General features: G+C 60.4%; 21 protein-coding genes. 7 read left to right on the top strand and 14 right to left on the bottom strand.

What is annotated here, in order from left to right; genetic code table 11:
• The first annotated feature begins 24 nt into the window (after nt 1-24).
• Together R5R73_RS07130 and R5R73_RS07125 are read left to right on the top strand one after the other, a co-directional pair.
• Nucleotides 25-1452 carry an FAD-binding oxidoreductase gene (locus R5R73_RS07130; RefSeq protein ID WP_322529280.1) on the top strand — a complete coding sequence of 476 codons (1428 nt, stop codon included), beginning with the start codon at nt 25-27 and terminating at the stop codon, nt 1450-1452.
• A 48-nt stretch (nt 1453-1500) separates the two neighbouring features.
• Complete coding sequence (locus R5R73_RS07125) at nt 1501-2427, top strand: NAD(P)-dependent oxidoreductase (protein ID WP_322529279.1); 927 nt, start codon at nt 1501-1503, stop codon at nt 2425-2427.
• Between the two features lie 35 nt (nt 2428-2462).
• Here R5R73_RS07125 and R5R73_RS07120 read toward each other — a convergent pair whose 3' ends face one another.
• Both R5R73_RS07120 and R5R73_RS07115 read right to left on the bottom strand, forming a co-directional pair.
• Nucleotides 2463-3443 (bottom strand): GntR family transcriptional regulator, encoded by a 981-nt coding sequence (locus R5R73_RS07120; protein WP_322529278.1) that lies wholly within the window; start codon nt 3441-3443, stop codon nt 2463-2465.
• A 277-nt stretch (nt 3444-3720) separates the two neighbouring features.
• A complete protein-coding gene (locus R5R73_RS07115) occupies nt 3721-5436 on the bottom strand; it encodes a DEAD/DEAH box helicase (RefSeq protein ID WP_322529277.1) in 1716 nt (571 codons plus the stop codon).
• Nucleotides 5437-5921: 485 nt separating this feature from the next.
• Between R5R73_RS07115 and R5R73_RS07110 the strand changes: the two genes are divergently transcribed.
• Nucleotides 5922-6389: a YaiI/YqxD family protein gene (locus R5R73_RS07110; RefSeq protein ID WP_110635753.1), complete on the top strand. Its 468-nt coding sequence runs from the start codon at nt 5922-5924 to the stop codon at nt 6387-6389.
• 40 nt (nt 6390-6429) lie between these two features.
• Here R5R73_RS07110 and R5R73_RS07105 read toward each other — a convergent pair whose 3' ends face one another.
• Both R5R73_RS07105 and R5R73_RS07100 read right to left on the bottom strand, forming a co-directional pair.
• Complete coding sequence (locus R5R73_RS07105; RefSeq protein WP_322529276.1) at nt 6430-7434, bottom strand: glutathione S-transferase family protein; 1005 nt, start codon at nt 7432-7434, stop codon at nt 6430-6432.
• A 111-nt stretch (nt 7435-7545) separates the two neighbouring features.
• Entirely contained in the window at nt 7546-8484 is a 939-nt protein-coding gene (locus R5R73_RS07100) for a LysR family transcriptional regulator (RefSeq protein ID WP_322529570.1), read from the bottom strand.
• 518 nt (nt 8485-9002) lie between these two features.
• Between R5R73_RS07100 and R5R73_RS07095 the strand changes: the two genes are divergently transcribed.
• Nucleotides 9003-10598 (top strand): peptidoglycan DD-metalloendopeptidase family protein, encoded by a 1596-nt coding sequence (locus tag R5R73_RS07095; protein ID WP_322529275.1) that lies wholly within the window; start codon nt 9003-9005, stop codon nt 10596-10598.
• Between the two features lie 326 nt (nt 10599-10924).
• Nucleotides 10925-12340 carry a PhoH family protein gene (locus tag R5R73_RS07090; RefSeq protein ID WP_087718064.1) on the top strand — a complete coding sequence of 472 codons (1416 nt, stop codon included), beginning with the start codon at nt 10925-10927 and terminating at the stop codon, nt 12338-12340.
• A gap of 79 nt (nt 12341-12419) precedes the next feature.
• On the opposite strand, the gene R5R73_RS07085 is transcribed toward R5R73_RS07090, so the two are convergent.
• The 3 genes from R5R73_RS07085 to R5R73_RS07075 form a co-directional block, all read right to left on the bottom strand.
• Entirely contained in the window at nt 12420-12659 is a 240-nt protein-coding gene (locus tag R5R73_RS07085; protein ID WP_087718065.1) for a hypothetical protein, read from the bottom strand.
• Nucleotides 12660-12781: 122 nt separating this feature from the next.
• On the bottom strand, nt 12782-13411 hold the full coding sequence (locus tag R5R73_RS07080) for a DUF938 domain-containing protein (RefSeq protein WP_322529274.1): 630 nt from the start codon (nt 13409-13411) through the stop codon (nt 12782-12784).
• A gap of 12 nt (nt 13412-13423) precedes the next feature.
• Nucleotides 13424-14089 (bottom strand): alpha/beta hydrolase, encoded by a 666-nt coding sequence (locus R5R73_RS07075; RefSeq protein ID WP_322529273.1) that lies wholly within the window; start codon nt 14087-14089, stop codon nt 13424-13426.
• A gap of 207 nt (nt 14090-14296) precedes the next feature.
• Between R5R73_RS07075 and R5R73_RS07070 the strand changes: the two genes are divergently transcribed.
• On the top strand, nt 14297-15973 hold the full coding sequence (locus R5R73_RS07070) for an alkaline phosphatase (RefSeq protein WP_322529272.1): 1677 nt from the start codon (nt 14297-14299) through the stop codon (nt 15971-15973).
• Here R5R73_RS07070 and R5R73_RS07065 read toward each other — a convergent pair.
• The 5 genes from R5R73_RS07065 to R5R73_RS07045 all read right to left on the bottom strand — a co-directional run bounded on the left by R5R73_RS07065 (nt 15930) and on the right by R5R73_RS07045 (nt 21586).
• Nucleotides 15930-16931: a TerC family protein gene (locus R5R73_RS07065; protein ID WP_276232506.1), complete on the bottom strand. Its 1002-nt coding sequence runs from the start codon at nt 16929-16931 to the stop codon at nt 15930-15932. The genes R5R73_RS07070 and R5R73_RS07065 overlap by 44 nt on opposite strands.
• Nucleotides 16932-17179: 248 nt before the next feature.
• A complete protein-coding gene (locus R5R73_RS07060; protein ID WP_322529271.1) occupies nt 17180-17488 on the bottom strand; it encodes a hypothetical protein in 309 nt (102 codons plus the stop codon).
• 218 nt (nt 17489-17706) lie between these two features.
• Nucleotides 17707-19002: a glycerate kinase gene (locus R5R73_RS07055; RefSeq protein ID WP_322529270.1), complete on the bottom strand. Its 1296-nt coding sequence runs from the start codon at nt 19000-19002 to the stop codon at nt 17707-17709.
• A 153-nt stretch (nt 19003-19155) separates the two neighbouring features.
• A complete protein-coding gene (locus tag R5R73_RS07050) occupies nt 19156-20427 on the bottom strand; it encodes an SLC13 family permease (RefSeq protein WP_322529269.1) in 1272 nt (423 codons plus the stop codon).
• Nucleotides 20428-20500: 73 nt separating this feature from the next.
• On the bottom strand, nt 20501-21586 hold the full coding sequence (locus R5R73_RS07045; protein ID WP_322529268.1) for a tartrate dehydrogenase: 1086 nt from the start codon (nt 21584-21586) through the stop codon (nt 20501-20503).
• 116 nt (nt 21587-21702) lie between these two features.
• On the opposite strand from R5R73_RS07045, the gene R5R73_RS07040 reads away from it, so the two are divergent.
• A complete protein-coding gene (locus tag R5R73_RS07040) occupies nt 21703-22596 on the top strand; it encodes a LysR substrate-binding domain-containing protein (RefSeq protein ID WP_322529267.1) in 894 nt (297 codons plus the stop codon).
• Nucleotides 22597-22735: 139 nt separating this feature from the next.
• On the opposite strand, the gene R5R73_RS07035 is transcribed toward R5R73_RS07040, so the two are convergent.
• Nucleotides 22736-23326 (bottom strand): DNA-3-methyladenine glycosylase I, encoded by a 591-nt coding sequence (locus R5R73_RS07035; RefSeq protein WP_322529266.1) that lies wholly within the window; start codon nt 23324-23326, stop codon nt 22736-22738.
• A 188-nt stretch (nt 23327-23514) separates the two neighbouring features.
• Complete coding sequence (gene fdhA / locus R5R73_RS07030; protein WP_322529265.1) at nt 23515-24708, bottom strand: formaldehyde dehydrogenase, glutathione-independent; 1194 nt, start codon at nt 24706-24708, stop codon at nt 23515-23517.
• Nucleotides 24709-25070: the final 362 nt, after the last annotated feature.

Raw genomic sequence — 25070 nt, 5'->3', positions numbered from 1 at the left:
CGATGATCTCTGGAGAGGTGGTTCATGACCCCGCAGGCTGCACTGCTCGACGATCTGGCTACCCTACTGGGCAAGGGCGGGCTGCTGACCGAGGCCGACGACATGGAGCGCTATCGCGTCGACTGGCCAGGCCATCATGGCGCCGAGCCGCTGGCCGTCGCCCGCCCTTCGACGACGCGCCAGGTGGCCAATGTGGTCGGCTACTGCCATCGCCACGACATCCCGCTGGTGCCACAGGGCGGCCACAGTGGGCTGGTCGGCGGCGCACTGCCGGATGCGGATCATCCGGAGCTGGTCGTCAGCCTCGAGCGCATGGCAGCGATTCGCCATGTCGATCCCATCAACTTCACCATGAGCGTCGATGGCGGCTGCATTCTGCAATCGGTCAAGGATGCCGCCGAGGCGGCCGACTGTGACTTTCCGCTCTCGCTGGGAGCTCAGGGCAGTTGCCAGATCGGCGGCAATGTCTCGACCAACGCCGGCGGCCTCAATGTGCTGCGCTACGGCATGATGCGGCAGCTGGTGCTGGGGCTGGAGGTCGTGCTGCCGGACGGGCGTATCTACAACGGCATGAAGGCGCTGCACAAGAACAACACCGGCTACGATCTGAAGCAGCTGTTCATCGGCGCCGAGGGCACGCTCGGCATCGTTACCGGTGCAGTCCTCAAGCTGTTTCCCCGCCCTCAGGTCAGCCGCACGGCGCTACTGGCGTGTCCGAACGTGGACGCGGTGCTGGAGCTCTACGCGCTGGCGAGACGCAGTTGCTGCGATCTGCTGACCGCGTTCGAACTGGTGCCGCGCACCTGTCTCGAACTGGCGATGGAGGCAGCCCCCGATCTGCGCGATCCGCTCGATGCCCCGGCACCGGTCTATGTGCTGATGGAGGTCGCCGCCAGCGGGCCGCTGGACCTCGATGCCATGATCGAGACGCTCTTCGAACGCGGATTCGAAGCGGGCGCCCTCACCGATGGCGTGCTCGCCGCCAGTGAAACCCAGGCCCGCAATCTCTGGCACATTCGCGAGGCGATGCTGGAGGGGCAGCGCAATCGCGGCGAGCACCTGCGCACGGATGTCTCGATACCCATCTCCTCGCTGAGCGCCTTCCATCAGCGCGCTTCCGAGGAGATCCAGTCGCTATGTCCGCAGGCGACGATCATCGCCTACGGCCATATCGGCGATGGCAACCTGCATTTCAACATTCTGCCGCCGCCCGGGCTGGGGGCCGACGAGCGTTCGACGCTGCTGCACGAGCTGGAGGAGCGGCTATTCGAGATCGTCGACGACTTCGACGGCAGCATCAGCGCCGAGCACGGTATTGGCCGCTTCAAGCAGAGCGCCTTCATGGAGATGCTGTCGGAGCCGGAATACGACATCATGCGGGGACTCAAGCATCTGCTGGACCCCCGCGGCCTGATGTCGCCCGGTCGCATTCTTCCCCGCCCCGCCGAATGACGCGCCGGGTTCGGATCCGGCGCTCGATCCCGTTCAGGAAGCTTTGTCATGCCCCATTCCCACACACGTTCGGACCGTCACGCCCACCCCGTTAGCCGGAGCGTTGCCGTCATCGGCACCGGCATCATGGGCGCGCCCATGGCCAGCCGTCTGGCGGCGGCGGGCCATCGCGTACGCGCCTGGAATCGCTCGCCGGACAAACTGGTTCCGTTGCAGCGCGCCGGCGTGGAAGCGGCCGGTTCTCCGGTGGCCGCCGCCCGCGACGCCGATGTCGTCATCGTCATGCTGAGCGCCGGGCCGGTCTGTGACGAGATTCTGCTGGGCGAGGATGGCGTCATCGCCAAGATGTCGCCCGACAGCAGCCTGATCGTGATGAGCTCGATTCCCGCGGATACCGCCCGGCACCAGGCGGAGATCGCGAACCGCCACGGCGTCGGCTACCTGGACGCCCCGGTCTCCGGCGGCGAGCGCGGCGCCATCGATGGCACGCTGGCGATCATGGCCGGCGGCGAGGCGGACGTGTTCGAACGCTGCCGGGCCTTGCTGGCGAACCTCGGCCGCCCGACCCATGTCGGCCCTGCCGGGAGCGGCCAGCTTGCCAAGCTCGCCAATCAGATGATCGTCGCGAACACGATCGCCACGGTGGCGGAAGCGCTGCTGCTGGTGGAACGTGGCGGCGCCGATCCCGCACAGGTGCGTGAGGCGCTGATGGGCGGCTTCGCGGATTCGACGATCCTCAAGATGCACGGCCAGCGCATGCTCGAACGAGATTTTGCCCCCGGCGGTCCTGCCAAGTGGCAATACAAGGATACCCAGACGGCGATGGCAGAGATGACCCGCCTGGGACTGGACCTTCCGGTCAGCATCCAGGCCGATGCGCTGTTCGGCGACATGCTGGGCCACGGCGATGGCGAACTGGACCACAGCGCGCTGATCCGGGAACTCCGCCGTCGTAATGGCATGGCCGTCGACTGACATTGGCGGGCGCCCGCCCGCTTGTGGGCTTCGGCTCAGCGCTGGCTGAGCCAGCGCAGATAGCCCGGTGCCTCCAGCTCGCCGGAATGGCGGAAGTTGGCCAGGCGCTCCTGGACCAGCGACTCCGAGGCCTCGAGATGTTGATGCAATGCCGAGCCGGCCAGCGCGGGGCGGCGTGACTGCATGGCTTCGAATACCTGTCGATGCGCGGCAAAGAATGGATCGCCCGGTGGCAATTCGATCTCTCCGCCCAGCAAGTGCTTGCTGATCAGCAGGATTGGCCGCGTGCGCTGCAGCATGATCAGGATCTCGGCATTGCCGCCATGCTCCAGGGCCTCGTGATGCAGATCGTTTTCCAGCGCATCGAGCTGACTGGCCTGAACCTCGGGATATCGGGTCTGCGCCTGATCCAACCTGTCGAGATAGCGGCGGATCGCGGCGTCGGGAATCCGGTCGCAGGCGCGGGCGATCATGAACGGCTCCAGCTGTCGTCGGGCATCGTAGAGCTGATGCAGCCGTTCGTCGTCCAGCGGCACCACGTTCCAGCTGCTGTACTTGATCTTCTCGACCACTCCCAGCGACTGCAGTTGCAGCAGGATGCGATACGTCGTGGCACGGCTCACGTCCAGCGACTTGGCCAGTTGCAGCTCGTTGAGCTCGAGACGCCCTTTCATCGAGCAGAGCACGATATCGTGTTCGACCTTTTCCGCCAGAGCGCGCCAGGAGTCCGTGCGCTTGACCGAAGCCCGCCCGCCTGCCGCACGAAAATCGGCGGCGGTCAGCGAGCGGCGCACGATCGTGTGCGGATCGCGTCCCACCAGAAACCCCCGCCCCTCGAAGCGGCTGATGGTACCCTCCTGATGTAAACGCCCCAGAGTCTGGCGCACCGGGGAGCGGCTCATGCCGAAGATTTCAGCGATGTTGCCTTCGAGCAGTACCAACCCCGGCTCCAGGTGTCCGCTCGCCATGCTGCGCAGCAGCGCATCGTATAACTGGTCCTTGAGTGTCTTGGCCATCGACTCATTTCCGCGACGTAACAGGATCGAATCGGGACATGCCACGATTCAGCGATAACGAGTATTGCATACAAAGTTCGTCACTGACTGCCCGACATAGGGACTATGCCCTCGACTGGCTTGTTTACTTGGTTCGTTTACCTGGCTTGTTTTACCTGCAGGGCGACCGATCAGCGATGTGCTGACGACAGGCAAAATAAAACGCCGCCCACTTTATGTGGGCGGCGTCTCGATACTACCAGGGCTGGGCCCCGCTAACGGATCAGTCGTCGGCAGTTCAAGCGCGAGAGCGTCGAACCGGCGCATCGCCATCGCTGCGACGACGCGGTGCACGCTCGGGCGCGCCCTGATCTTCAGAGATCTCCAGCGGACGGCCGCCGACGCGGGCCCGTGACATCTTGGCCAGAATCGAGGATGGCAGACCACTCGGCAGCTCGACCACGGAGAAGGCGTTACGGATATCGATACGACCGATGCGGCCCCCTTCGATGCCACCTTCATTGGCCAGAGCACCGACCAGTTGGCCCGGCTTGACGCCATCCTTGTGGCCTACCGAGACGCGGTAGCGAGTCATGCCTTCACGCGGCGTGCTTTCGCGGCGGCGCGGCGCGCGTTCACGACCGCTATCGCGACCGCCATCACGGCCATTGTCGCGGCGCGACGGCGAGCTGGTGATACGTCCGATCGGCGCTTCACCGGCTCGCGCCAGCGTGGCCAATGCCGCCGCCAGATCGATCGGGTCATGACCCTCCTCGACCAGCTTCTCGATCAGCGCACGCTGATGATCGGCACCGGCTTCGAGCATCTCGCGCAGACGCGCACTGAAGCGGTCGTCGCGGTGGGCACGAATGGCCGCTTCGTCGGGCAGCGGCATCTCGGTCATGGCCTGACCGGTCGCCTGCTCGACCCAGCGCACCTTGCGGGTTTCACGACCGCCGGCAAAGGTGATGGCGACACCGTCACGACCGGCACGGCCGGTACGACCGATGCGGTGAATATAGGCTTCGGAGTCCTGCGGGAGGTCATAGTTGACAACGTGCGTGATACGCGGCACGTCGAGACCACGAGCCGCGACGTCGGTCGCGACCAGCACGTCGACCTTGCCACGCTTGAGACGGGTCACGGTGCGCTCACGCAGGCTCTGGTCGAGATCGCCCGAGAGACCGGCGGCGTTGACGCCACGAGCGGTGAGCTGCTCCACCAGCGTGGTACAGGCAGCACGCGTACGCACGAACACGATAGCCGCGTCGACCGTTTCGACTTCGAGGATACGCGCCAGTGCTTCCAGCTTGCTGGGGCCTTCGACACGCACCACGCGCTGTTCGATGTTCTCGCCGGTGCTGACCTTGGATTCGATGGTCACCTTGACCGGATCGACCAGGTAGCGGTTGACGATACGCTCGATCTCGCTCGGCAGCGTAGCCGAGAAGAACACCCGCTGGGCATCTTTCGGCGTGTCCGATACCACACGCTTGACGTCGTCGATGAAGCCCATGCGCAGCATTTCGTCGGCTTCGTCGAGAACCAGCGCCGAAAGGCCATCGAGCTTGAGACTGCCACGATCCAGATGATCGATGATTCGACCGGGCGTTCCCACGACGACCTGCGCCCCCCGCTTCAGCGCGGTCAACTGCTCACGATAATCCTGACCGCCACAAAGGGTGGCGATTTCCAGCCCTTTCAGGTTCTGGCCATACTTGGAGAAAGACACGGCGACCTGCTGCGCCAGTTCCCGCGTCGGAGCCAGCACCAGAACTTGCGGTTCACGCCGACCGAGGTCGAGCCGGCTCAGCAACGGCAGCGCGAACGCTGCAGTCTTGCCGGTGCCGGTTTGCGCCTGGCCCAGCATGTCGCGACCTTCCAGCAGCGCAGGGATCGTCTGCGTCTGGATCGGTGAAGGAGTTTCATAGCCCAGGGTTTCGAGGGCAGTCAGTACTTCCGGCAATAGCGCCAGATCGCCAAAGCTAGGCGAAACAGTAACAGTCGAGGTCATTTCACACCTTGGAGTGGCCGGTAGGCACCGGCGAAAATGTCATGGCATCGGTGGCGTGATCACCACGGAATGCCGGTCGCACCTGGCATTGCGCTTGTCGCCCCGCGGATGACGGGAGCGATAGCATATGTGGCGACCTTGATGCGCCCGGTTGCTTGAAACATCAACCGATCTAGGCGCTCCATCGTTGCATCCGGACGCGAAAAACGGCTTGGCCGCGCGTCATGTACGAGATACGTCCGGTGCTGGGCATCGATTCACAAGTCGATGGCGTCGATTACAGACATATCGGCAGGATGGTGGGGTCAACACATGCGAGGAAGCGCTACTATACCATCGGCGTAGGCGTTTCGCCACCCGAACGTAAAAATCCTACAGAAAGGGTCGCCAACGGAACCTCGAATGAAGCTCTGAGCCGAACGCCGTAGACTGAACGCCCTTTGATGTTTTCTATCTCCAACACGAACACGCCGAGCCTTCCCGCCATGCCGACACCCAAGCCCACCCTGTGGATCGATGCCGACGCCTGCCCCCGCGTCGCTCGCGACATCATCATTCGGGCCGCCGAACGCACCCGCACCCAGACCTGGATGGTCGCCAATCATGCGCTGCCGTTACCGCCCTCGGCCTGGGTCAAATCGCGAATGGTGGCCCACGGATTCGATGCCGCGGACAACGCGATCGTCGAGGCTGTCGCGACCGGCGACCTGGTCATCACCAGCGATCTGCCGCTGGCGCAGGAAGTGATCGAACGTGGCGCCGAGGTCATGACCACCCGCGGCGAAAGCCTGAATATCGACAACGTCAAGGCGCGAGTGCAGATGCGGGACTTCATGGAGACGCTGCGCGCCAGCGGCGAACATACCCAGGGGCCCAACGCCTATACCGATGGTGATCGCCGGGAGTTCGCCAACGCGCTGGATCGCTGGCTGCAACGCCATGCCCGTGGCTGACACGGCCACTGCCAGCGCGTAGTAGGTCGTGAACCGGCTCTCATTCGGCGCCGCGAATTCCCTGTCCGGACAGTCGCCCACGGTCATGCGGCGCATCCAGTGTCAGCGATGGCCCCAGCGGAACGATCCGGGTCGGATTGATCGTCGGGTGACTGTAATAGTAGTGGCGCTTGATGTGGTCGAAGTCCACCGTCTCCGCGATGCCCGGCCATTGATATAGCTCGCGCAGATAATTCGACAGGTTCGGAAAGTCGGCGATGCGCTGGCGATTGCACTTGAAGTGCCCATGGTAGACCGCATCGAAGCGTACCAGCGTCGTGAACAGCCGGATATCGGCCTCGGTCAACCACTCTCCCGCCAGATACCGCTGGCTCTCGAGCCGCGCTTCCAGACGGTCGAGACAGTCGAACAGCGCCACGAAATGCTTCTCGTATACCGCCTGCTCGGTTGCGAAGCCGGTCTTGTAGACGCCGTTGTTGACGTTGTCGTAGACGTCCGCATTGACCTCGTCGATGACGTCACGCAGGTCGTCGGGATAGAAATCCAGACGGTTGCCGGTCAATTCATCGAATGCCGAGTTGAGCATCCGCAGGATCTCTGCCGATTCGTTGTTGACGATGCGCCGCTGTTGCCGGTCCCACAGCGCAGGCACCGTCACCCGGCCGGTGTAGCGAGGGTCGGTCAAGGTATAGAGCTGGTGATGGTAGTCGACGTGGTTGACCTCATCGCCGCTCGATCCCTCGTCCACGCGATAGCTCCAGCCCTGGTCGAGCATCAACGGGCTGGTATGGGAGACGCCGATCTCCGCCTCCAACCCCTTGAGCTTGCGCATGATCAGCGTGCGGTGGGCCCACGGACAGGCCAGCGATACGTAGAGATGATAGCGTCCCCTTTCCGCCGCAAGCCCTGGCTGCCCTTGCGGCCCCGGCGCGCCGGCAGGCGTGATCCAGTCACGCAGCTTGGCGGACTCGCGCACGAATTCGCCGCCGTGGCTCTTGGTGTCATACCACTGGTCTCGCCATTCTCCGTCGACAAGCAATCCCATGAGTCTCTCCTGTCAATGCCAGTGCGCGCCGTTCGGTGACGCGTGCCGTTAGATGCCGAATGGCTGACAGGATAGACCTCTTCGGTCAGAGATCGAGCGTAATAACTCGGCTCATTCGTTCGGCTGCATCGATGCATTCGAGTTCTGCGGCCGGGCATCCTGTGGGCAGGTAGCGACTACGCTGGCCATCAGCGCCTCGGCCAGGGCACGCGTCGCCGGACCGGCGCCATCGATGTCACGATGCACGAGCTGCAGCGATACCCGGCGCACGCCACCTGCGCGCAACGGCAGCGCCTTCAGTCGCCCCTGGTCCAGCGCCGCGCGAATCCGCGTTTCCGGCACCCAGGCAAAGCCCAGCCCCCGCTCCAACATGTCGATCGACGTCGATAGATGCCCCAGGGTCCAGCGCTGTTCCGCCTTTAACCACCCGGCGTCGAGCCGTTGACGAATCGCCGAATCGCGCACCACCAGTTGACGATGTCGTTCCAGGTCGCGCAGATCCAGCTCCCGCTGCAATTGATGTAGCGGATGGTGCGGATGAGCAACCGCGATAAAAGGAACATCGACGATCGGCTCCCCCAGGAATCCCTGCGCGCTCACCCCGGATATGATCAGGTCCGCTCGACCCTCGTATAACATTTCGACAGCACCGTTGAGCACGGTTTCATGCAATTGAACGCGCACGTGGGGAAACGCTTCCGAAAATTGCGTCAACGCCTCGGCCAGAGCATCCCCTGGAAAGACCTGATCCACGGCCAGCGTGACTTCTGCTTCTAGCCCACCGGCCAGACGCTCCGCCACGTCCTCCAACGACGCCGCGTTTTCGATGAGTTGACGCGCTCGACGCAGCAATAGACTCCCTGCCTCGGTGAGCACGACCTGACGCCCCCTGGGCTCGAAAAGCACCACGCCCAGCTGCTCCTCGATCTTGTGGATCGCGTGATTGAGCGTCGACGGGCTTCGATGAATCACTTCGGCAGCCTTGGCAAATCCACCGTTATCGGCTACCGCCGCCAGCATTTGCCACTGCAGCAACGTCACTTTCGGCACAATACTCTCCCGTTGGCTTCGAACCTTCATGCGCAGAAGAATCCCATGAAAGCCCGGCTTTTCTTCGATTCGATATTCTGCGGTCAGGTTAAGCGTCAGCGCCATGACCATGACTGACCTGCTGTTACGATGCCGAAAAAAATACCTGACCATGGCAATCTTCTGGAACAATAAAAGTCCTACAAAACTTTTACGGGCGAAGATTCTGCTGGAAAACAGCGCTTTATTGTGCACCATAGTGGTGCGCAATCATGCACCACTGCGTTACATGTACTTACGCTCGGCCACCCTCGCCCCATACTTTCAGCTGATGCCTTTTCTTCGCCGAAGCCCCGCGAGCCGTGGCCTCGTACACTGTATTTAAATACAGACTAGGCAATTAACACCAGCTTGGGGTATGGTTCCCCGGCCTTTATTTAAATTTGTCATCCTTTTTCATCCGGACCCATACCCTCATGTTGCGAATTTTCCATTCGCTACCTCGCACGCATAAAGTGTTATTGCTTCCGGTTGCCACCATGGTCACCGTGCTGGGTACGCAAAAGATCATTGGTGTTTTCGGCGATACCGAAGACGCCCAGACACAGATTCCCGTTGCGGCGACAACCACAATTTCTCAGTCGATCGTCAATTCAGCCGTCTCGAGTGAAGCGGCTATTAGCTCGCTTACGCTGGATGATTTATCGAAAGACATCCCGCTGGCTCAGCTCAAGCCACTGGAAGTGATGCGTGTCAATTTCATCTCCGAAGCGCATGCCGATGATGACTCGCAGGCCCAGGCCTTTTCGCCTATTGCCAAATCGGTGAAATCCGACGCGAAATCACTGGCAATGCATGTGCCGACGGGAGACTCACAGCCGGCACCCAACGATGACAGCATTGGTGGCACTTCTTACGAAGACTGGACATTCGATAACTCCCAGGATTCCTCCGACGATACAGAGCTAGGTGACGAAATCGCGTCTCGTGAAACCTATGTGCCGGAGTGGCAGAGCTATACCATCCAGAGCGGCGACTCCTTCGCACTCACTGCCGAAAGAACGCTGGGTCTGGCTTATAGTGACGTGATGCAGATTCTCAACACCGTGCCGGACAAGAAAGTGCTGACGCGCTGGCGAGTCGGCCACAGCTTCGATTACAAGCTCGACGAGAACGGTCAGTTGCTGGCACTTCGGGTCATGAAAAATCCTCGAGAGGGTTATCTTCTCAAGCGCGGCGATGAAACGGCAGAGTTCGCCTACTCCCCGGTAGAGAAAGCGGGAGAAGCCACTCAGCGCATGTTCAGCGGCACCGTCAGCGGCTCGTTCGCCTTGTCGGCACAGTCGACAGGCCTATCCAACGCAGAAGTGTCCAAGCTCACCAACATTCTCTCCAAGAAGCTCGATTTCCGCCGCGATACGCGCGCCGGCGATCAATTCCGGGTGTTGGTGGAGTCCGAGATGATCGACGGTCAATCCATGGACTCCAAGATCCTGGCCGCCGAATACGAAGGCCAGCGCATGGATCTGACGGTGCTTCGCAATAGCGCCGATGACCATTTCTATACCCCGGACGGCAACAGCCTCGACCCGGCGTTCAATCGCTATCCCTTTCAAGGTGACTACCGCATCAGTTCGCCGTTCAACCTGCGACGTCTTCATCCTGTCACGGGTCGGATCAGCCCTCACAAGGGCACCGATTTTGCCATGCGCACTGGCACGCCGGTTGACGCACCCGCCGACGGCGTCGTCGAACGCGTAGTCGATCATCCGCTCGCCGGGCGTTATATCGTCATCCGCCAAGACAACGGTTATACGACTCGCTTCCTGCATCTGAGCAAACCTCTCGTCAAACCCGGCGAGCGCGTCAAGATGGGTGAAAAGATCGCCTTGTCGGGGAGCACTGGGCGCGTTACCGGACCCCACCTTCACTACGAAGTCATGGTCAACAACCGTCAGGTCGATCCCATGCGCGTGAAGCTGCCGGAATCCCAGAGCCTGCGTGGCGATGCCCTCGCCGCCTTCAAGCGCGAATCGGAAAACCTGCTGGCCAAGCTGGATCAGCGGGATGACAACGAACCGGCTATCGCGCAGGTGGAAGTCAAGAAAGGCGACGACGCCGACGACAATACCTGAGATCACGGATCGCCCGTTCATCGAGCCCTGCTTCGGCAGGGCTTTTTCGTTTCTGCCGTCTGGCTCTCCCTCGTCAGCGCAGGGATAGGTACCGGCCATCAGAAGATCACGCGACCGGTTTTTGCTGCCGATGTGAAAAAAGGGGGTAGCGCTTTCGGCGTCGTGGGGTCATTCTGGTAACGACTTCATCCGTCAGAGAGGTAAAGCCGACACAGTCTTTACGTTCCAACGATAGTGGCACTGACGGAGTGAGTCGGGCGACATCGAGCTGTCACCGCACTCTGTCAGGGTCGAGAAGCCTTGAACTCACAGGAGTGCTTTTGCCGATGGTGCGAATCGACAAGAAAGCGAACAGGCTCTACGTACTGGACACCAATGTCCTGATCCACGACCCAACAGCCCTCTACCACTTCGAAGAGCATGACGTCGTCATCCCGATGACGGTGCTCGAGGAGCTCGACAAACACAAGAACGGCATGCGCGAGATCGCGCGCACGGCCCGACAGATCAGCCGTACCCTATCCGACCTCACCGCTCACGTTACCCCACGGGAGATCCAGCAAGGCATCCCCATTCCTCGCGTGACCGGCGGCCCTGCCGGCCGCCTGCGTTTCCTCTGCTACCGAGACCTGGCGCCGCTGGAGACGCTGGAAAACTCCCCGGACAACCGCATCCTCGCCGAAACCTGCCGGCTCCGCGATGAACGGCCGGATGCCTCGGTCATCCTGGTGACCAAGGACATCAACCTGCGAGTCAAGGCCACGGCACTCAACGTGCCGGTCGAAGACTATCTCAATGACAAGGCGTTCGATGACCTCGACGCGATGATCGAAGGCGCAAAGGTCTACGCCGACGCAGGCCGCGACGGTCGCAGTCTGTGGGAGTCGCTGGACGTCGAAGTCATGGTCGAGCGCGCCGACGGCCACACCTTCTATCATCTGGAAGGCCGCATTCCCGAGGACTGGCACGTGGGAATGCTCGTTTCCGACAGCGACAACGGCGCGGAATTCGAAGCGATCGTGCGCAGCCATGGACCCAGCAAGGCGACGCTGCAACTGCTGACGAACTACCGGCATCATGGCGGCGTCTGGGGCGTGCATGCACACGACAGCCGCCAGAACTTCGCCCTCAACCTGTTGATGGATCCCTCCATCGATTTCCTCACCCTCGCTGGCAGCGCGGGCACCGGCAAGACCTTCATGACCCTGGCGGCTGCGCTGCAGCAAACGCTGGACGGCAAGCAGTTCGAACGTATCGTCTTCACGCGGGCACCCATTCCGATGGGAGAGGACATCGGCTTCCTGCCAGGCACCGAGGAAGAGAAGATGTCGCCGTGGATGGGCGCCTTCCACGACAACATGGACAACCTGCTACGTGACGAGCGTGAGGGCTCGTCCAGCTGGAACGATGGCGCGACGCGCCAGTTGATCGGCTCTCGCGTGCAGATCCGCTCACCCACCTTCATGCGTGGACGCACGCTGAACGACACTTTCCTGATCATCGACGAGGCTCAGAACTTCACGCCCAAGCAGCTCAAATCCCTGATCACGCGTGCCGGGCGCAATACCAAGATCGTCTGCCTGGGCAACGTCGGCCAGATCGATACACCCTATCTCACCGCCAACACCTGCGGAATGGCCGCAGTGGTGGAACGCTTCCGCGACTGGCCCCATGCCGGTCACATCACCCTGAAAAGCGTCGAGCGCTCGAGACTTGCCCTGGCGGCGGAAGAGCTGCTCTAGATCCATTCCCATCGAAACCCAGACGCAAACGCCCCGGCTTGGCCGGGGCGTTTGCGTTCGACACTCACCGCATCGCGCTTCAATAGTCTTCTTCGGAAGGCTTCTTGTTGTTCATGACGTCTTCGATCAACTGCTCGGATTCGCTGCGCGGTGTCTCTGCCATGATCCGCTCGGCCTCTTCCCAGGAGCAGACCTCGGCATTGCAGGAGGTGCAATAGACCTGATCATCCGCGGATTTGGCCTGGGAAACCTTCATCATGTGGTTGCCACAATTGGGGCAGCCCTTGGGCATGCGAAACTCATCGGAAAAGTCTGACATGGCGTCACTCCTTGTCGGCCACTGAATGTCTGTGTTGAGTGTAGTCGAGTTGCGGGTGCCTGCGGCGATATCTTCCTGACGCGTCAGGAAATCGAAGCGAGCTCAGCACCGCAGACGACGCATCAGCGCCGCCAGACGATACAAAGATTGTTGGCCGGCAATTCATGGGTCGCCTCGCACCTCAGCCCATTGTCGCCGGCCAAGGCCTCGACCGCTTCGAGATCACGAACGCCCCACCGTGAATCTCGCGAGCGCAGGTCTGCATCGAACGCGGCATTGCTGGGCGCAGTGTGCTCGCCGTAGCGCCGGAAAGGCCCGTAGACCACCAGCACGCCACCCGCCGGAAGTCGCCGGCCAGCCTCGGCAAACAGCGCTTCGCTCGCATCCCAGGGCGAAATGTGCAACAGATTGATGCAGACGATCGCGACAAGATCCGGCAGCACCGGCCACTGCTCGGTGACATCGAGACAGACAGGCGCCGCCAGATTGCCCAGCGCCTCGGCTTCGCGCCAGGCCGCGATCGATGCCAGCGCCGTCTCGTTGGGATCCGTCGGCTGCCAGCAGAGTGGCGCCAGATGGCGGGCAAAGTGGACCGCGTGCTCGCCGCTGCCGCTGGCGATTTCCAGCACCCGCCCCGTCTGAGGCAACGCTGATCGCAACACGGCCAGGATCGGCTCCCGGTTGCGCCGGGCCGAGGGGCTGGACAGGCGCCGATCGGCTCCCTCGCGCTCGAGGCTATCCATGCTGTTCATGGCGAACTCCGATCATCCCAGCGTCGCGGTCAACCAGGCCGCGATGTCCTGTGCCTGCTCCGGGCAGAGACTATGCCCCATTTCGTAGGTCCGGTAATTGACCGGATACCCCAGCGCCTCGACCTTTTCCGCGCCTTCCCGACCCAGCGATTCCGGGACGACCGGATCGGCCGAGCCATGATGGACTTCGATGGGAAGGCGACGATTGGCCTCTGCCAGTTCGATGCTGTCGGCCGTGGCGAAGTAAGTCGACAGCGCCAGCAGGCCCGCCAGTGGCTTCGGATAGGAGAGCGCCGCCTCGTAAGCCACCGCCCCGCCCTGGGAAAAGCCGGCGATCACGATGCGACGGCTGTCGATGCCGGCGGCGATCTGTTCGCCGATCAACCCGTGGACCCGCCTGGCCGATGCCCGCAGCTGCTCGACATCGACCCGCCGCCCCAGATTCATCTCGAGAATGTCGTACCACGCCGGCATCGTCATGCCGCCGTTGACGGTGACCGGCAGTTGCGGCGCGTGGGGCAGCACGAAGCGAACGGCCAGGGAATCGGGTAACCCCAGCGCCGGTATCAGCGGCTCGAAATCATGACCGTCCGCCCCCAACCCGTGAAGCAGAATGACGCAGGCATCGGCTTGTCGCCCGTTCGTCGGTTCAATGATCAGTTCTTGCGCAGATGCCATATTGGATCGTCCTCGTCGCCCCGGTTTGGATTCAAGATTCTCACTGCCCAGTTTAACGTGCCATCCAAAAGCTTGTCCGCTGCGTAGTTCGAGGAGTAGCTCGATGCGTAGTTCAATGAGTAGCTCGATGAACTGGCCACAGCGCCTCATCCCACCCTGACGGACCGATGCTATGCTGAATCGCCGGACCCGACTCAAGGACGAGCCATGATGTCTTTTCTCGACCGGGCGCCTCGCTGGCGCCTGGTGCTGGCCCTGCTGTTACTCAACGGCTTGCTGCTGACGCCGGAACTGCCCTGGGCCGGGTTCCCGCCAAGGCACTGGATCGCACTCGAAGCGCCGCTGGTCGTCGGGCTGTTGGCACTGTTGCCGCCAGCGCCCTGGCGGCGCTGGATCGCCGGCCTGATTGCCCTTCTGGCGCTGGTCATCGTGCTCGGTGCCGCCGGCGACGCCTTGACCCAGACCATGCAGGGCCGGTCGCTGAACCTCTATACCGACATCAAGCTGATCCCCATTCTGATCGAACTGGTCGTGACCAATCTTGGCCTGCCGCTGGCGATCGCCGGACTGCTGGTCATTGGCCTGGCTCTGCTTGCCCTTGGCCTCGTGCTGACGAAACTGCTGCAGGGCTTTCATGGCCGCAACACGTCGCGCGGATTCGCGCTGCTGCTGATCCTTCTGGGGGGTGCGGGTCTGGCCCGCATCGACGCCATGAACCGCGACGAGACGACGGGACTCACGGCCAGGATCGGCCACCCTGCCGTCAGCTTCGTGACCTTCGAATGGCAGCGTGCACAGGAAACCCGTCAGGCAATGGCAGCATTCGGACGCCAGCTATACGAAGACGACCACGCCTACGCCAGGCCCGATGGCCAACCACTGCCGGGGCTGGCCGATACCGACGTCATCCTGGGCTTCATCGAATCCTATGGCGTCGCCGCCATCGAGCGCGCACCGTTCGAGGCCGAAATCAGGCCACGCCTCAGCAAGGTCGAGAGCCAGCTTGCCGATGCAGGCCTGTCGGTCGTCACCGGGCGCGTCACCGCCGCCACGCTGGGCGGGCAGTCCTGGCTCAATCACGCCACCTTTACCAGCGGCCTGCCGGTCACGTCCCAGTTGCGCTTCGAGCTGATGATCAACAGCCCCCATTCGACCCTGATCGACGATTTCCAGGCCACCGGCCACGACGCCGTCGCCCTCATGCCGGGCATCACCCGGGAGTGGCCGGAAGGCGGTCTCTACGGTTACGACGACATCCACACCTCGGACAGCATGGGCTATCGCGGGCCTGCGATGGGCTGGGCGAGCATGCCGGACCAGTTCACCTGGCAGCGGGTCGAGGACTACGTCCTGTCACGCCACGACGGCCCGACCTTCACCGAATTGGCCACGCTCTCGAGCCACGCCCCGTGGTCGCCGGTGATCGATGTGATCGATGACTGGACGTCGATCGGCGACGGCCGGGTTTTCGATCGGTGGGAAGGTGCGGGCGAGGATTACGCCACGCTGTGGCAGGACACGGCGGCGATGCGCCGAAACTACGCCCCGGCGATCGACTATGCGCTACAGGCCGCCAGCGGCTTTGCCCGCCGCTACCTGGGCCAGGACAGCAGCGGGAACCGCACGCTGCTGATGGTGCTCGGCGATCACCAGGCTGCACCGGCGATCATTGGCGACAATCCCGGCCGGGACGTGCCGCTGCATGTCATCAGCGACGATCCGACGTTGCTCCGAGGGTTCATCGACAACGGTTTCCGGCCCGGCATGTTCCCGCCCGGGCCGGATGCCGCGATTCCCATGGAGGGGATGCGCGGCCTGCTGCACCGGCTCTACGGCAACCTTACTCCTGATGAGACGGCGCCGACTTCAGGTTACGGCTCTTGATCAGACTGGCCACGGTGGTGATGACCAGGGTGCCGAGGATGATCGTCATCGACAGCCAGATCGGGATCTCCGGCACCAGGTGCAGCGGCTGACCACCGTTGATGAACGGCAGGCTGTTGGTGTGCATCGCCTCAATGATCAGCTTGACGCCGATGAAGGCCAGAATGAACGACAGCCCCAGGCTGAGATAGACCAGACGCGTCAATAGACCGCCGAGCAGGAAGTACAGCTGAAGCAGCCCCAGCAAGGCGAACGCGTTGGTCGTGAAGACGATATAGGGCTCCTTGGTCAGCCCGTAGATCGCGGGAATCGAATCCAGCGCGAACAGCACGTCGGTCATTCCCAGTGCCACCACCACCATGAACAGTGGTGTCACCAGACGCTTGCCGTTCTTGACCGTCAGTAGGCGATCACTGTCGAACTCATCGGTGGCCGGCAGGCGCTTCTGAATCCAGCGCACGATGGCATTGGGTTCGTACTCCTCGTTCTCGTCATGGCCGCCCGTGCCCTCTCGCACCAGCTGGATCGCGGTGTAGAGCAGAAACAGTCCGAACAGATAGAACACCCAGCTGAACTGCGCGATGGCCGCAGCGCCGACGGCGATGAAGATGCCACGCAGGATCAGCGCAATCACGATGCCTATCAGCAGCGCCTTCTGCTGATAGGCGCGCGGCACCGCGAACTTGGCCATGATGATCAGGAAAACGAAGAGATTATCGACCGACAGGCTCTTCTCGGTGATGAAACCCGCGAAATACTCGGCACCGTGCTGCGCGCCCCAGACCCACCACAGACCGCCACCAAAAACCGCTGCCAAGGCGATAAAGAAGACCGACCACCAGGCCGCTTCCTTGAAGGAGGGATCGTGGGGCTTACGCACATGGGCGTAGAAATCGAAGATGAATAGTGCGGCAATGCCGGCGACAGTCGCCAGCCAGACCCAGACGGGTACGTGCATAGAGAAACCTCCGGTAGACGGTGAACGTCACCGAAAGTCTCTCCCGTCACTCTGATTGCCCCTGTCCGAGTCAGGACATGGCTGACAGAGCGACCGATAGCGCCGGGGCATGTGGCCCGTGCTGACGACGCTATCGTCAGGGAGGATCGACGATCCTGCCCGTGGGATACTCCCCTTCCGTGCTGAGCGCATTGTGTCTTGAAGCCGGCAATGGCACAAGACCTGCCGACAAGTCAGACGACGGGCGGTCAATGCTGCCCGCCAGTGCTCTCCGCTGGTGGGGTTGCTTTCTCTTCCTGCCGAGTGCCCTTCATGAGCTGTTCCCGGGCGGAGGGCGAACCGGAATCGCCAGCGTCGACATCATCGCTGGTCTGATCATCTTCGCTGCTCATTTCGTATTGCGACGTCGCTCCCTGATTCTGACCCTCGATCGTGTCCGCCTGCATGTCGGGATCTTGGCCCTCGGCGCTCTGGCTGTCCTTGTCATCCGACTGTGCCATGGCGCCGGTGGAGAGAAGCGCAATGGCAACAAGAGAAACGAACTGGGAAACGCGCATGATATGACTCCTTCCAGATGTGGTCTGCCTTCCAGGGCAACGTCGCTGCCATCGGCAGCACCGGAAAGCCCCGGCTTCCTGACACCTAGCTGGTATAGAAGCCATTACTTCGCACGGCAAACACATTGACCGGCAGGCTTTAACCTGTCAAAACGACCATGCATCCATGAGAAGCGCGGGGCTTCAGCAGCGACGCTGTCAATGGTATGGCTCCGCAACTACCGAGGCTCGATCAATATGGCACGGAAATCATTGACGTTGGTCCTCGTGGGGCCAGTAACGATCAGATCATCCAGAGCGGCAAAGAACGTGTAGGCATCATTGTTTTCCATAGCCTCTGGAATGGAAAGCCGAGATTCTCGCACGCGCTGCCAGCACTGTGGGGAGAAGACAGCCCCAGCGTTATCTTCCGACCCGTCGATCCCATCCGTGTCGATGGCCAACGCATGTATCCCTGGTGCCCCCTCCAGCGCCTCGAACAATCCCAGAAGGTACTCAACGTTGCGTCCGCCACGGCCATTACCCTTGACAGTAACACTGGTTTCGCCACCGGATAGCAACAACAAAGGTCGGGATATCGCTTTCTGGCAGTTGCGCGCCAGCAGACCTTGAGTTCTTCCCAGTTCGCGCGCCTCCCCTTCCAGATCATCACCCAAGACTTTGACTTCCATCCCGGCTTCCTCAGCTTTCCGGCGCCCAGCTTGCAGTGCATCGGCTGCTCTAGCGAGGACGAATGTCTCGTCACGGTGAAATCCGATATCACTGCCGCGAGGTGATCCAGCGGCGGCGATCAGGTGATGACGCACGGCGTAAGGAATATCGATTTTGCGTGCTTCGAGAATTGACAACGCATCAGCCGGCGTGGAGTCATCGGGTAACGTCGGGCCCGATGCGACGAGACTAGGCTCATCGCCGGGAACATCGGAAATCAGATAGGTAACCACCCGCGCCGGATGAGCCACCGCTGCCAAGCGTCCGCCTTTGATGGCCGAAAGATGTCGACGCACGGTGTTGATCTCCCGAATGGGGGCGCCGCTTCTGAGTAGCGTCTTGTTGATTTGCTGCTTCTGGCGCAACGTCAATTCGCCACCAGGCAGCGACATCAGTGACGATCCTCCACCGGAAATCAGAGCGATAACCAGATCGTTCTGATTTAAACCCTGGACCGCCTTTAGCATTTGCTTAGCCGCCCGCTCACCGAGATCATCCGGCATGGGATGTGATGCCTCAAGAACCTCGATATATCGACACGGTTCGGCGTGACCATGACGCGTCACGACCAGTCCTGAAAGCGGTGAATCCGGGTGTTGGGCTAGCCAGGCGTCTTCCAGAGATTTCGCCATCGCCGCGGCCGCCTTTCCCGCACCGACCACCAAAGTTCTTCCCGGTGGAGCCTCGGGAAGCTGGTTCGAAAACAAATGCATGGGATGAACCGCAGCAATCGCATGTTTGACAAGGCCCACGAGCCAATCGCGAGTTGCCATCTGCGTAGTGAGGCAGGAAAAGTCATTCATGATTCTTTCTCGTGAAAAGGCGATGGCCGTATCGGGTATGGGCAAATGTGGAAGTCTGCTGAGTTCTTCAGGACAGCCAGGCGGCGAGAGAAGTCATACCGACAGCGGTGACGCTTCTCTCGCCATTGTCATGCATCGTCAAGGCTTCAGCTATCAGGGGAAGAACGGCCAGATCATCGGCAGCAAAGTGACACAGACGAGGTAGCCAACCACTACCAGAGGCAGACCCGCCTTGACGTAATCGTTGAAGCGATAGCCGCCGACCCCCAACACCATCGTATTAGCAGGCATGCCCAGGGGCGTCGCGAAAGCGCAAGATCCGCCGATGCAGATGGCCATCAGTACAGCGCTAGGGTCGGCGCCGATGCCAACGGCTATGGCACCCCCTATCGGAGCGAGCAATGCTGTCGTCGCCGTGTTGGACATGAATTGCGAAAGTCCCGCCGAAATTACAAATAGAACGCTGAGCAGAAGTCTCGGAGAAGGCGCCTCGCCGAGGAAATCCATCACACCTTCCGCCAGCATGCTACCCAAGCCAGTCTTCTGCATCGCGGTCGCCATGGGCAGCATCCCGGCGAAGAGGAAGATGACACGGGAGTCGATGGCATCCAACGCTCTTCGTTCCGACATGACGCCGGTCAGTACCAGAACAATGGCACCTACGACGCCGATGATATGCATATCGAAGCCGATGGTATCTTCGAATATCATCGCCAGAATCGTCGTGACGAGTACGAACAGGGCCAGATATTGCTTCCAGGCAGGCGCTTCCTTGGGTTGCTCGTTGTAAAGATCAACGCCACCTTCCATATCGCGGTCTGGAAGCAGCTTGTAGCCGATGGTCAGGAAGTAGACCATTGCCACGAGCATCATCGGCAGCCCGATCATGGCGAATGAAAAGAAACCAAAGGAGGCATTACCCTGAGTCATGTTTTCGAGAGTGCTGTCGACGATCAAATTGCCTGGCGCACCGATCAACGAGAGGTTTCCGCCCATCGCGGATGCAAAGGCCAGCGGCATGAGCAGTTTGGACCGACGAATCCCGGAACGGCTGGCAATACCAATGACCGCGGGTATCAGCACGGCAGCTGTTCCGGTATTAGACAGAAAGCCGGACAAGATAGCCGTCACCAACATAATGGCCAAGAGAAGTTGACGTTCCGTTTTGGCAAAATGCGTGACGATACCGCCTATTCGATTGGCCATTCCCGTCTCGAAAAGCGCGCCGCCCACAACGAACATCGCGCAGAAAAGAATCACGTTGCTATTGATGAAACCAGCAAATGCTTCTGACGGGCTCAATACCTTTGTCAGTACCAGGCTGATCAAGACCATCATGGCCGTGAGAGCGAGCGGAATTCGCTCTGAGACAAAAAGAACTATCGCTATGAGCAGGATAATTAGTGTAATAATTGGCGCACTCATCTTCCTTATCCTTATGATGGTGAGAAGACGAAGACAGGATGGGCTCGAGCCCATCCTGTCCTAGCGAATCCGATCAGCTGACCGCTTTGGCTTGACTCGCTTTTTCACGAATCGAGTCGCAAACGGCATTCGTGATCTCTTGCGTCGTGGCCGTTCCACCAAGATCCGGCGCTTGCAGTCCTGAGCCAATGACCTCCTCGATGGCCGCCATCAGGCGTTCCGCAAGCGTATTCTCGCCAAGGTGCTCAAGCATCATTACCGCTGTCCAGAACGCCCCGATGGGGTTAGCAATACCTTTACCGGTGATATCGAAAGCAGAGCCGTGGATCGGTTCGAACATCGAAGGAAACTGACCCGACGGATTGAGATTGGCGGTGGGAGCAATACCGAGACTTCCGCTCAGCGCCGCGGCGAGGTCAGAAATAATGTCGGCATGCAGGTTGGTCGCGACGATGACATCGAGTTTTTCGGGCTTCAGCACCATCGTGGTGGTAATCGCGTCCACGAGCTCCCGATTGATCTCCACCTCTGGATAGTCCTTGGCGACTTCGAAGAAAATCTCATCCCAAAGCACCATGCCATGGCGCTGAGCATTAGACTTTGTGACCAGCGTCAGCTTGCGACGCGGACGAGACATCGCCATATCGAAAGCGAAGCGATGGATACGCTCTATGCCCTTGCGAGTAAATAGCGAGACCTCGGTGCCGACCTCTTCAGGCAACCCCTGGTGAACACGGCCACCATTACCGGAATACTCGCCTTCACTGTTCTCGCGAATAATCACCCAGTCGATCTTTTCCGAGTTTTGCAGACGGCTTTTAACTCCAGGAAGCACTCGGGCAGGACGCACATTGGCATACTGATCGAAGCCTTGGCAGATCTTGAGACGCAGATCCCAAAGAGAGATATGGTCAGGCACCTTTTCACTACCTACCGCGCCAAAGTAAATAGCATCAAAGGTCTTTAGCTCCTCTATTCCACCATCCGGTATATATTGACCTTTCTCCAGATAACGCTGGGAGCTCCAGTCAAAATCCTTAAACTCGAACTCGACTTCTGGATAACTTTCCACCAGAGTTTCCATGACTTTTTTGCCGGCCTCGATCACTTCCAAACCGATGCCGTCGCCAGGAATCACTGCTACACGATGCTTTTTCATGATGAGATCCAAAGTTGCTATAGAAATGGGTTAACCGACGCCTGTTACCCTATTCAGCGTGCAACGAGTGACGCAATGAACTAGGATTTCAAACACCTTGAACCATAGGGTTTAAAATGAGCACGCTAAGCGACCTGGATTTTTTCATCACTCTGTGCCGTTCAGGAAGCATATCGAACACAGCACGCGAGCTGGACATTTCACCCGCGGCAGTCAGCAAACGACTTTCGAATCTTGAAAAAAGGACTAAAATACAGTTATTTAACAGAAGCACAAGATCAATGAACCTTACGACCGAGGGACAGATCTATCGAGATTATGCCGAGCAGGCGCTATCCTATATTCGGGAAATGGAAGAGCGTCTATCACAACGAGGAGGAGAAGTCAGAGGTCTACTGAAGATCAATGCTCCACTAGGATTTGGACGAAAGTATATGACTACGGTCATTTCCGAATTCCTGCAGAATTATCCTAAAGTCGAAGCAAAATTGCATCTTTCCGATCATCCTGTGAATCTCGCTGAACAGTCATACGATATCGGCATTCGGTTCGGGGAACTTCCCGATTCGAGCCTTCACGCCAAGAAAATTGCAACGCATCGTCGGGTAGTTTGCGCCTCCCCTCAGTATGTCGAACGATATGGAGAACCGCGGGCGCCAGATGAACTAATGGCACACAACTGTATTACGCTGCAGCAAAATAACGATTCCTGGAGCGTGTGGAAATTCTATAAAAACGAGAAAAGCTACAGCGTGAGGGTATCAGGAAGACTCTCGGCAAACGATGGCGAAAGCGTAACGAGATGGGCTCTTGAGGGTCAGGGAATCACGATACGCGCTGAATGGGACGTGGGAGGCTATTTACTGGATGGTAGCCTGATTCCATTACTGACCGACTATGAACTTCCGAATGCCGACATCCATGTCGTCTACCAACATTACAATACGCTGCCATCAAGAATTCGAGCTTTCGTGGAATATCTGAATGACTTCATGGGTCGACGGTTCTAGAAATAATCATCACTGTTTTTCAGTTCTGATCTCTCATCACACATCTTGCTCACTGGCGGCGGCCGGTAAACAAGATGAGAGGCAATTCATTTTTAGTCCTGATTTATCTTGACTCAACCTCTGACCAACGCCATTCGAGCTAGCCCATCGCTGCCACAAGCTCGCGCCGATGGCACTCATCGGCGTGATCGTTGACCATGCCGACGGCCTGCATCCAGGCATAGACGATCACCGGCCCGACGAACTTGAAACCGCGCTTCTTGAGCGCCTTGGATATCTCCAGGGAAAGCGGCGTCTGGGTGGGAACGGGGCCGTCGTTTTCAAAAGAGCGCTGGATGGGCTTGCCGCCGACCATGCCCCAGAGAAATTCGGAGAAGTCTTCGCCGTTGTCGCGCATGGCGAGATAGGCACGGGCATTGCCGATGGTCGCTTCGATCTTGGCACGCGAACGAATGATGCCGGCGTTGCCCATCAGTCGCTCGACATCGTTGTCGTCGAAGCGGGCGACCCGCTCGGGGTCGAAGCCCTCGAAAGCTTCCCGGAAGGCATCGCGCTTCTTGAGAATGGTCAGCCAGGAAAGGCCGGCCTGAAAGCCGTCGAGCATCAGCTTTTCCCACAGCGCGCGGCTGTCGTACTCGGGAACGCCCCACTCCTCGTCGTGGTACTCGGCATTCAGCGGATGGGTCTGCGCCCAGGCACAGCGCGGCAGGTCAGGGATCGGTTCACTCATCATCGGCTCTCGCGGGATTGTTTTCGCAGGGTCGTAGTGGGGCCGATTCTGCAGCCTATCGCTGGCGCAGCCAAACGAAAAAGAGCCGGCGATGCCCCAAGGCATCACCGGCTCGTAGCTCGTAGCTCGTAGCTCGTGGCTCGTGGCTCGTGGCTCGTGGCTCGTGGCTCGTGGCTCGTGGCTCGGGACTAGCGAAGCGTCCCGTGCGGATCGATCACGAATTTCTTGGCCGCGCCCCCATCGAAGGCGGCATAGCCTTGCGGCGCTTCGTCCAACGAAATGGTCTGGACGTTCACGGCACGGCCGATCTGCACCTTGTCGTGAAGGATCGCCTGCATCAATTGGCGCTGGTAGCGCATTGCCGGTGTCTGCCCGGTGTGAAACGACATCGCCTTGGCCCAGCCGAGGCCGAACTTCATCGAAAGATTGCCTTGCTTCGCGTCCTCGCTCTCCGCGCCGGGATCCTCGGTCACGTAGAGCCCCGGAATCCCGACCCGGCCACCGGCCTGGGTAATCTCCATGGCGGCATTGAGCACCGTCGCCGGCTGTTCATGCGCATGGTTATGGCCGTGGCAGTTGGCCTCGAAGCCCACCGCATCCACCGCGGCGTCGACTTCGGGAACGCCCAGCACGGACTCGATCAGCTCGGACATGCTGGCGTCCTGCTTGAGATCGAGCCCGACACAACCGAAGCTTCGCGCCTGCTCGAGGCGCTTGTCGTTCATGTCACCGACGATCACGCACGCGGCACCCAGCAGTTGGGCGGAAACCGCGGCAGCCAGCCCGACCGGACCTGCACCGGCGATATAGACTGTCGATCCCGGCTGGACGCCGGCAGTGACGCAACCATGGAAACCGGTGGGAAAGATATCCGAAAGCATGGTGAGATCGAGGATCTTCTCCATCGCCTGCTCCCGGTCGGGGAAGACCAGCAGCTGGAAATCGGCATAAGGCACCATCACGTATTCGGCCTGGCCGCCGACCCAGCCGCCCATATCGACATAGCCGTAGGCGCCACCGGCGCGGTCACCGTTGACGTTGAGACAGATGTGAGTATCGCCACGCTTGCAGTTGCGGCAGCGGCCGCAAGCGACGTTGAACGGGACCGAAACGATGTCGCCGACCTTGATGAATTCGACGTCGCGACCGCATTCGATCACCTCGCCAGTGATTTCGTGACCCAGCACCATGCCCTCGGGCGCCGTGGTTCGACCACGCACCATGTGCTGGTCGCTGCCGCAGATGTTGGTCGTCACGACCTTGAGGATGACGCCGTGATGGCATTGGCGGCTACCGAGGGCCAGCTCGGGGAAGGGAATACTTTCGACGGCGACCTTGCCGGCGCCGCGAAAGACGACGCCGCGATTGGCGGGTGAAGACATGGCGTAAACTCCTGTGACTGATCTTTGGATGCCCTCTCGATGGCCGCTCGAATCATGGTCTCTCTCATCACGGTCTTTCGAGGAAGGCATGCCGTAGCCAGCGTAAGAGCGCTCGTCGCTCCGAGGCTTTCTCGTTGCGCCATCGGGTGACGCAACGACGACAGTGCCAGCATCCAATAGTCGAAATCGCGAGCGGAAAAAACCGCATTGCCCCCGCGGAAAGCTCGCAATTTCTTCTAGCCCGTAGCCCGTAGCCCGTAGCCCGTAGACCGCAGCCCGCAGCCCGTAGCCCGTAGCCCGTAGCCCGTAGCCCGCAGCCCGTAGCCCGTAGCCCGTAGCCCGTAGCCAACGATTTGCTCTTC

The organism is Salinicola sp. LHM, from assembly GCF_034479735.1.
GTDB classification, from domain to species: Bacteria; Pseudomonadota; Gammaproteobacteria; order Pseudomonadales; family Halomonadaceae; genus Salinicola; species Salinicola salarius.
Note: the sequence above shows the minus strand (reverse complement) of the source record. Positions and strands in the feature narration are given on the sequence as shown.

Excerpts from the sequence above, each read along its gene's own strand:
- R5R73_RS07060 (WP_322529271.1), bottom strand. The coding sequence starts at position 17,488 with ATGCGCGTTTCCCAGTTCGTTTCTCTTGTTGCCATTGCGCTTCTCTCC.
- R5R73_RS07070 (WP_322529272.1), top strand. The coding sequence starts at position 14,297 with ATGATGTCTTTTCTCGACCGGGCGCCTCGCTGGCGCCTGGTGCTGGCC.
- R5R73_RS07085 (WP_087718065.1), bottom strand. The coding sequence starts at position 12,659 with ATGTCAGACTTTTCCGATGAGTTTCGCATGCCCAAGGGCTGCCCCAAT.
- R5R73_RS07110 (WP_110635753.1), top strand. The coding sequence starts at position 5,922 with ATGCCGACACCCAAGCCCACCCTGTGGATCGATGCCGACGCCTGCCCC.
- R5R73_RS07130 (WP_322529280.1), top strand. The coding sequence starts at position 25 with ATGACCCCGCAGGCTGCACTGCTCGACGATCTGGCTACCCTACTGGGC.
- R5R73_RS07120 (WP_322529278.1), bottom strand. The coding sequence starts at position 3,443 with ATGGCCAAGACACTCAAGGACCAGTTATACGATGCGCTGCTGCGCAGC.
- R5R73_RS07115 (WP_322529277.1), bottom strand. The coding sequence starts at position 5,436 with ATGACCTCGACTGTTACTGTTTCGCCTAGCTTTGGCGATCTGGCGCTA.
- R5R73_RS07105 (WP_322529276.1), bottom strand. The coding sequence starts at position 7,434 with ATGGGATTGCTTGTCGACGGAGAATGGCGAGACCAGTGGTATGACACC.
- R5R73_RS07125 (WP_322529279.1), top strand. The coding sequence starts at position 1,501 with ATGCCCCATTCCCACACACGTTCGGACCGTCACGCCCACCCCGTTAGC.
- R5R73_RS07075 (WP_322529273.1), bottom strand. The coding sequence starts at position 14,089 with ATGGCATCTGCGCAAGAACTGATCATTGAACCGACGAACGGGCGACAA.
- R5R73_RS07055 (WP_322529270.1), bottom strand. The coding sequence starts at position 19,002 with ATGAATGACTTTTCCTGCCTCACTACGCAGATGGCAACTCGCGATTGG.
- R5R73_RS07090 (WP_087718064.1), top strand. The coding sequence starts at position 10,925 with ATGGTGCGAATCGACAAGAAAGCGAACAGGCTCTACGTACTGGACACC.
- R5R73_RS07080 (WP_322529274.1), bottom strand. The coding sequence starts at position 13,411 with ATGAACAGCATGGATAGCCTCGAGCGCGAGGGAGCCGATCGGCGCCTG.
- R5R73_RS07050 (WP_322529269.1), bottom strand. The coding sequence starts at position 20,427 with ATGAGTGCGCCAATTATTACACTAATTATCCTGCTCATAGCGATAGTT.
- R5R73_RS07035 (WP_322529266.1), bottom strand. The coding sequence starts at position 23,326 with ATGAGTGAACCGATCCCTGACCTGCCGCGCTGTGCCTGGGCGCAGACC.
- R5R73_RS07040 (WP_322529267.1), top strand. The coding sequence starts at position 21,703 with ATGAGCACGCTAAGCGACCTGGATTTTTTCATCACTCTGTGCCGTTCA.
- R5R73_RS07095 (WP_322529275.1), top strand. The coding sequence starts at position 9,003 with ATGGTCACCGTGCTGGGTACGCAAAAGATCATTGGTGTTTTCGGCGAT.
- R5R73_RS07065 (WP_276232506.1), bottom strand. The coding sequence starts at position 16,931 with ATGCACGTACCCGTCTGGGTCTGGCTGGCGACTGTCGCCGGCATTGCC.
- R5R73_RS07045 (WP_322529268.1), bottom strand. The coding sequence starts at position 21,586 with ATGAAAAAGCATCGTGTAGCAGTGATTCCTGGCGACGGCATCGGTTTG.
- fdhA (WP_322529265.1), bottom strand. The coding sequence starts at position 24,708 with ATGTCTTCACCCGCCAATCGCGGCGTCGTCTTTCGCGGCGCCGGCAAG.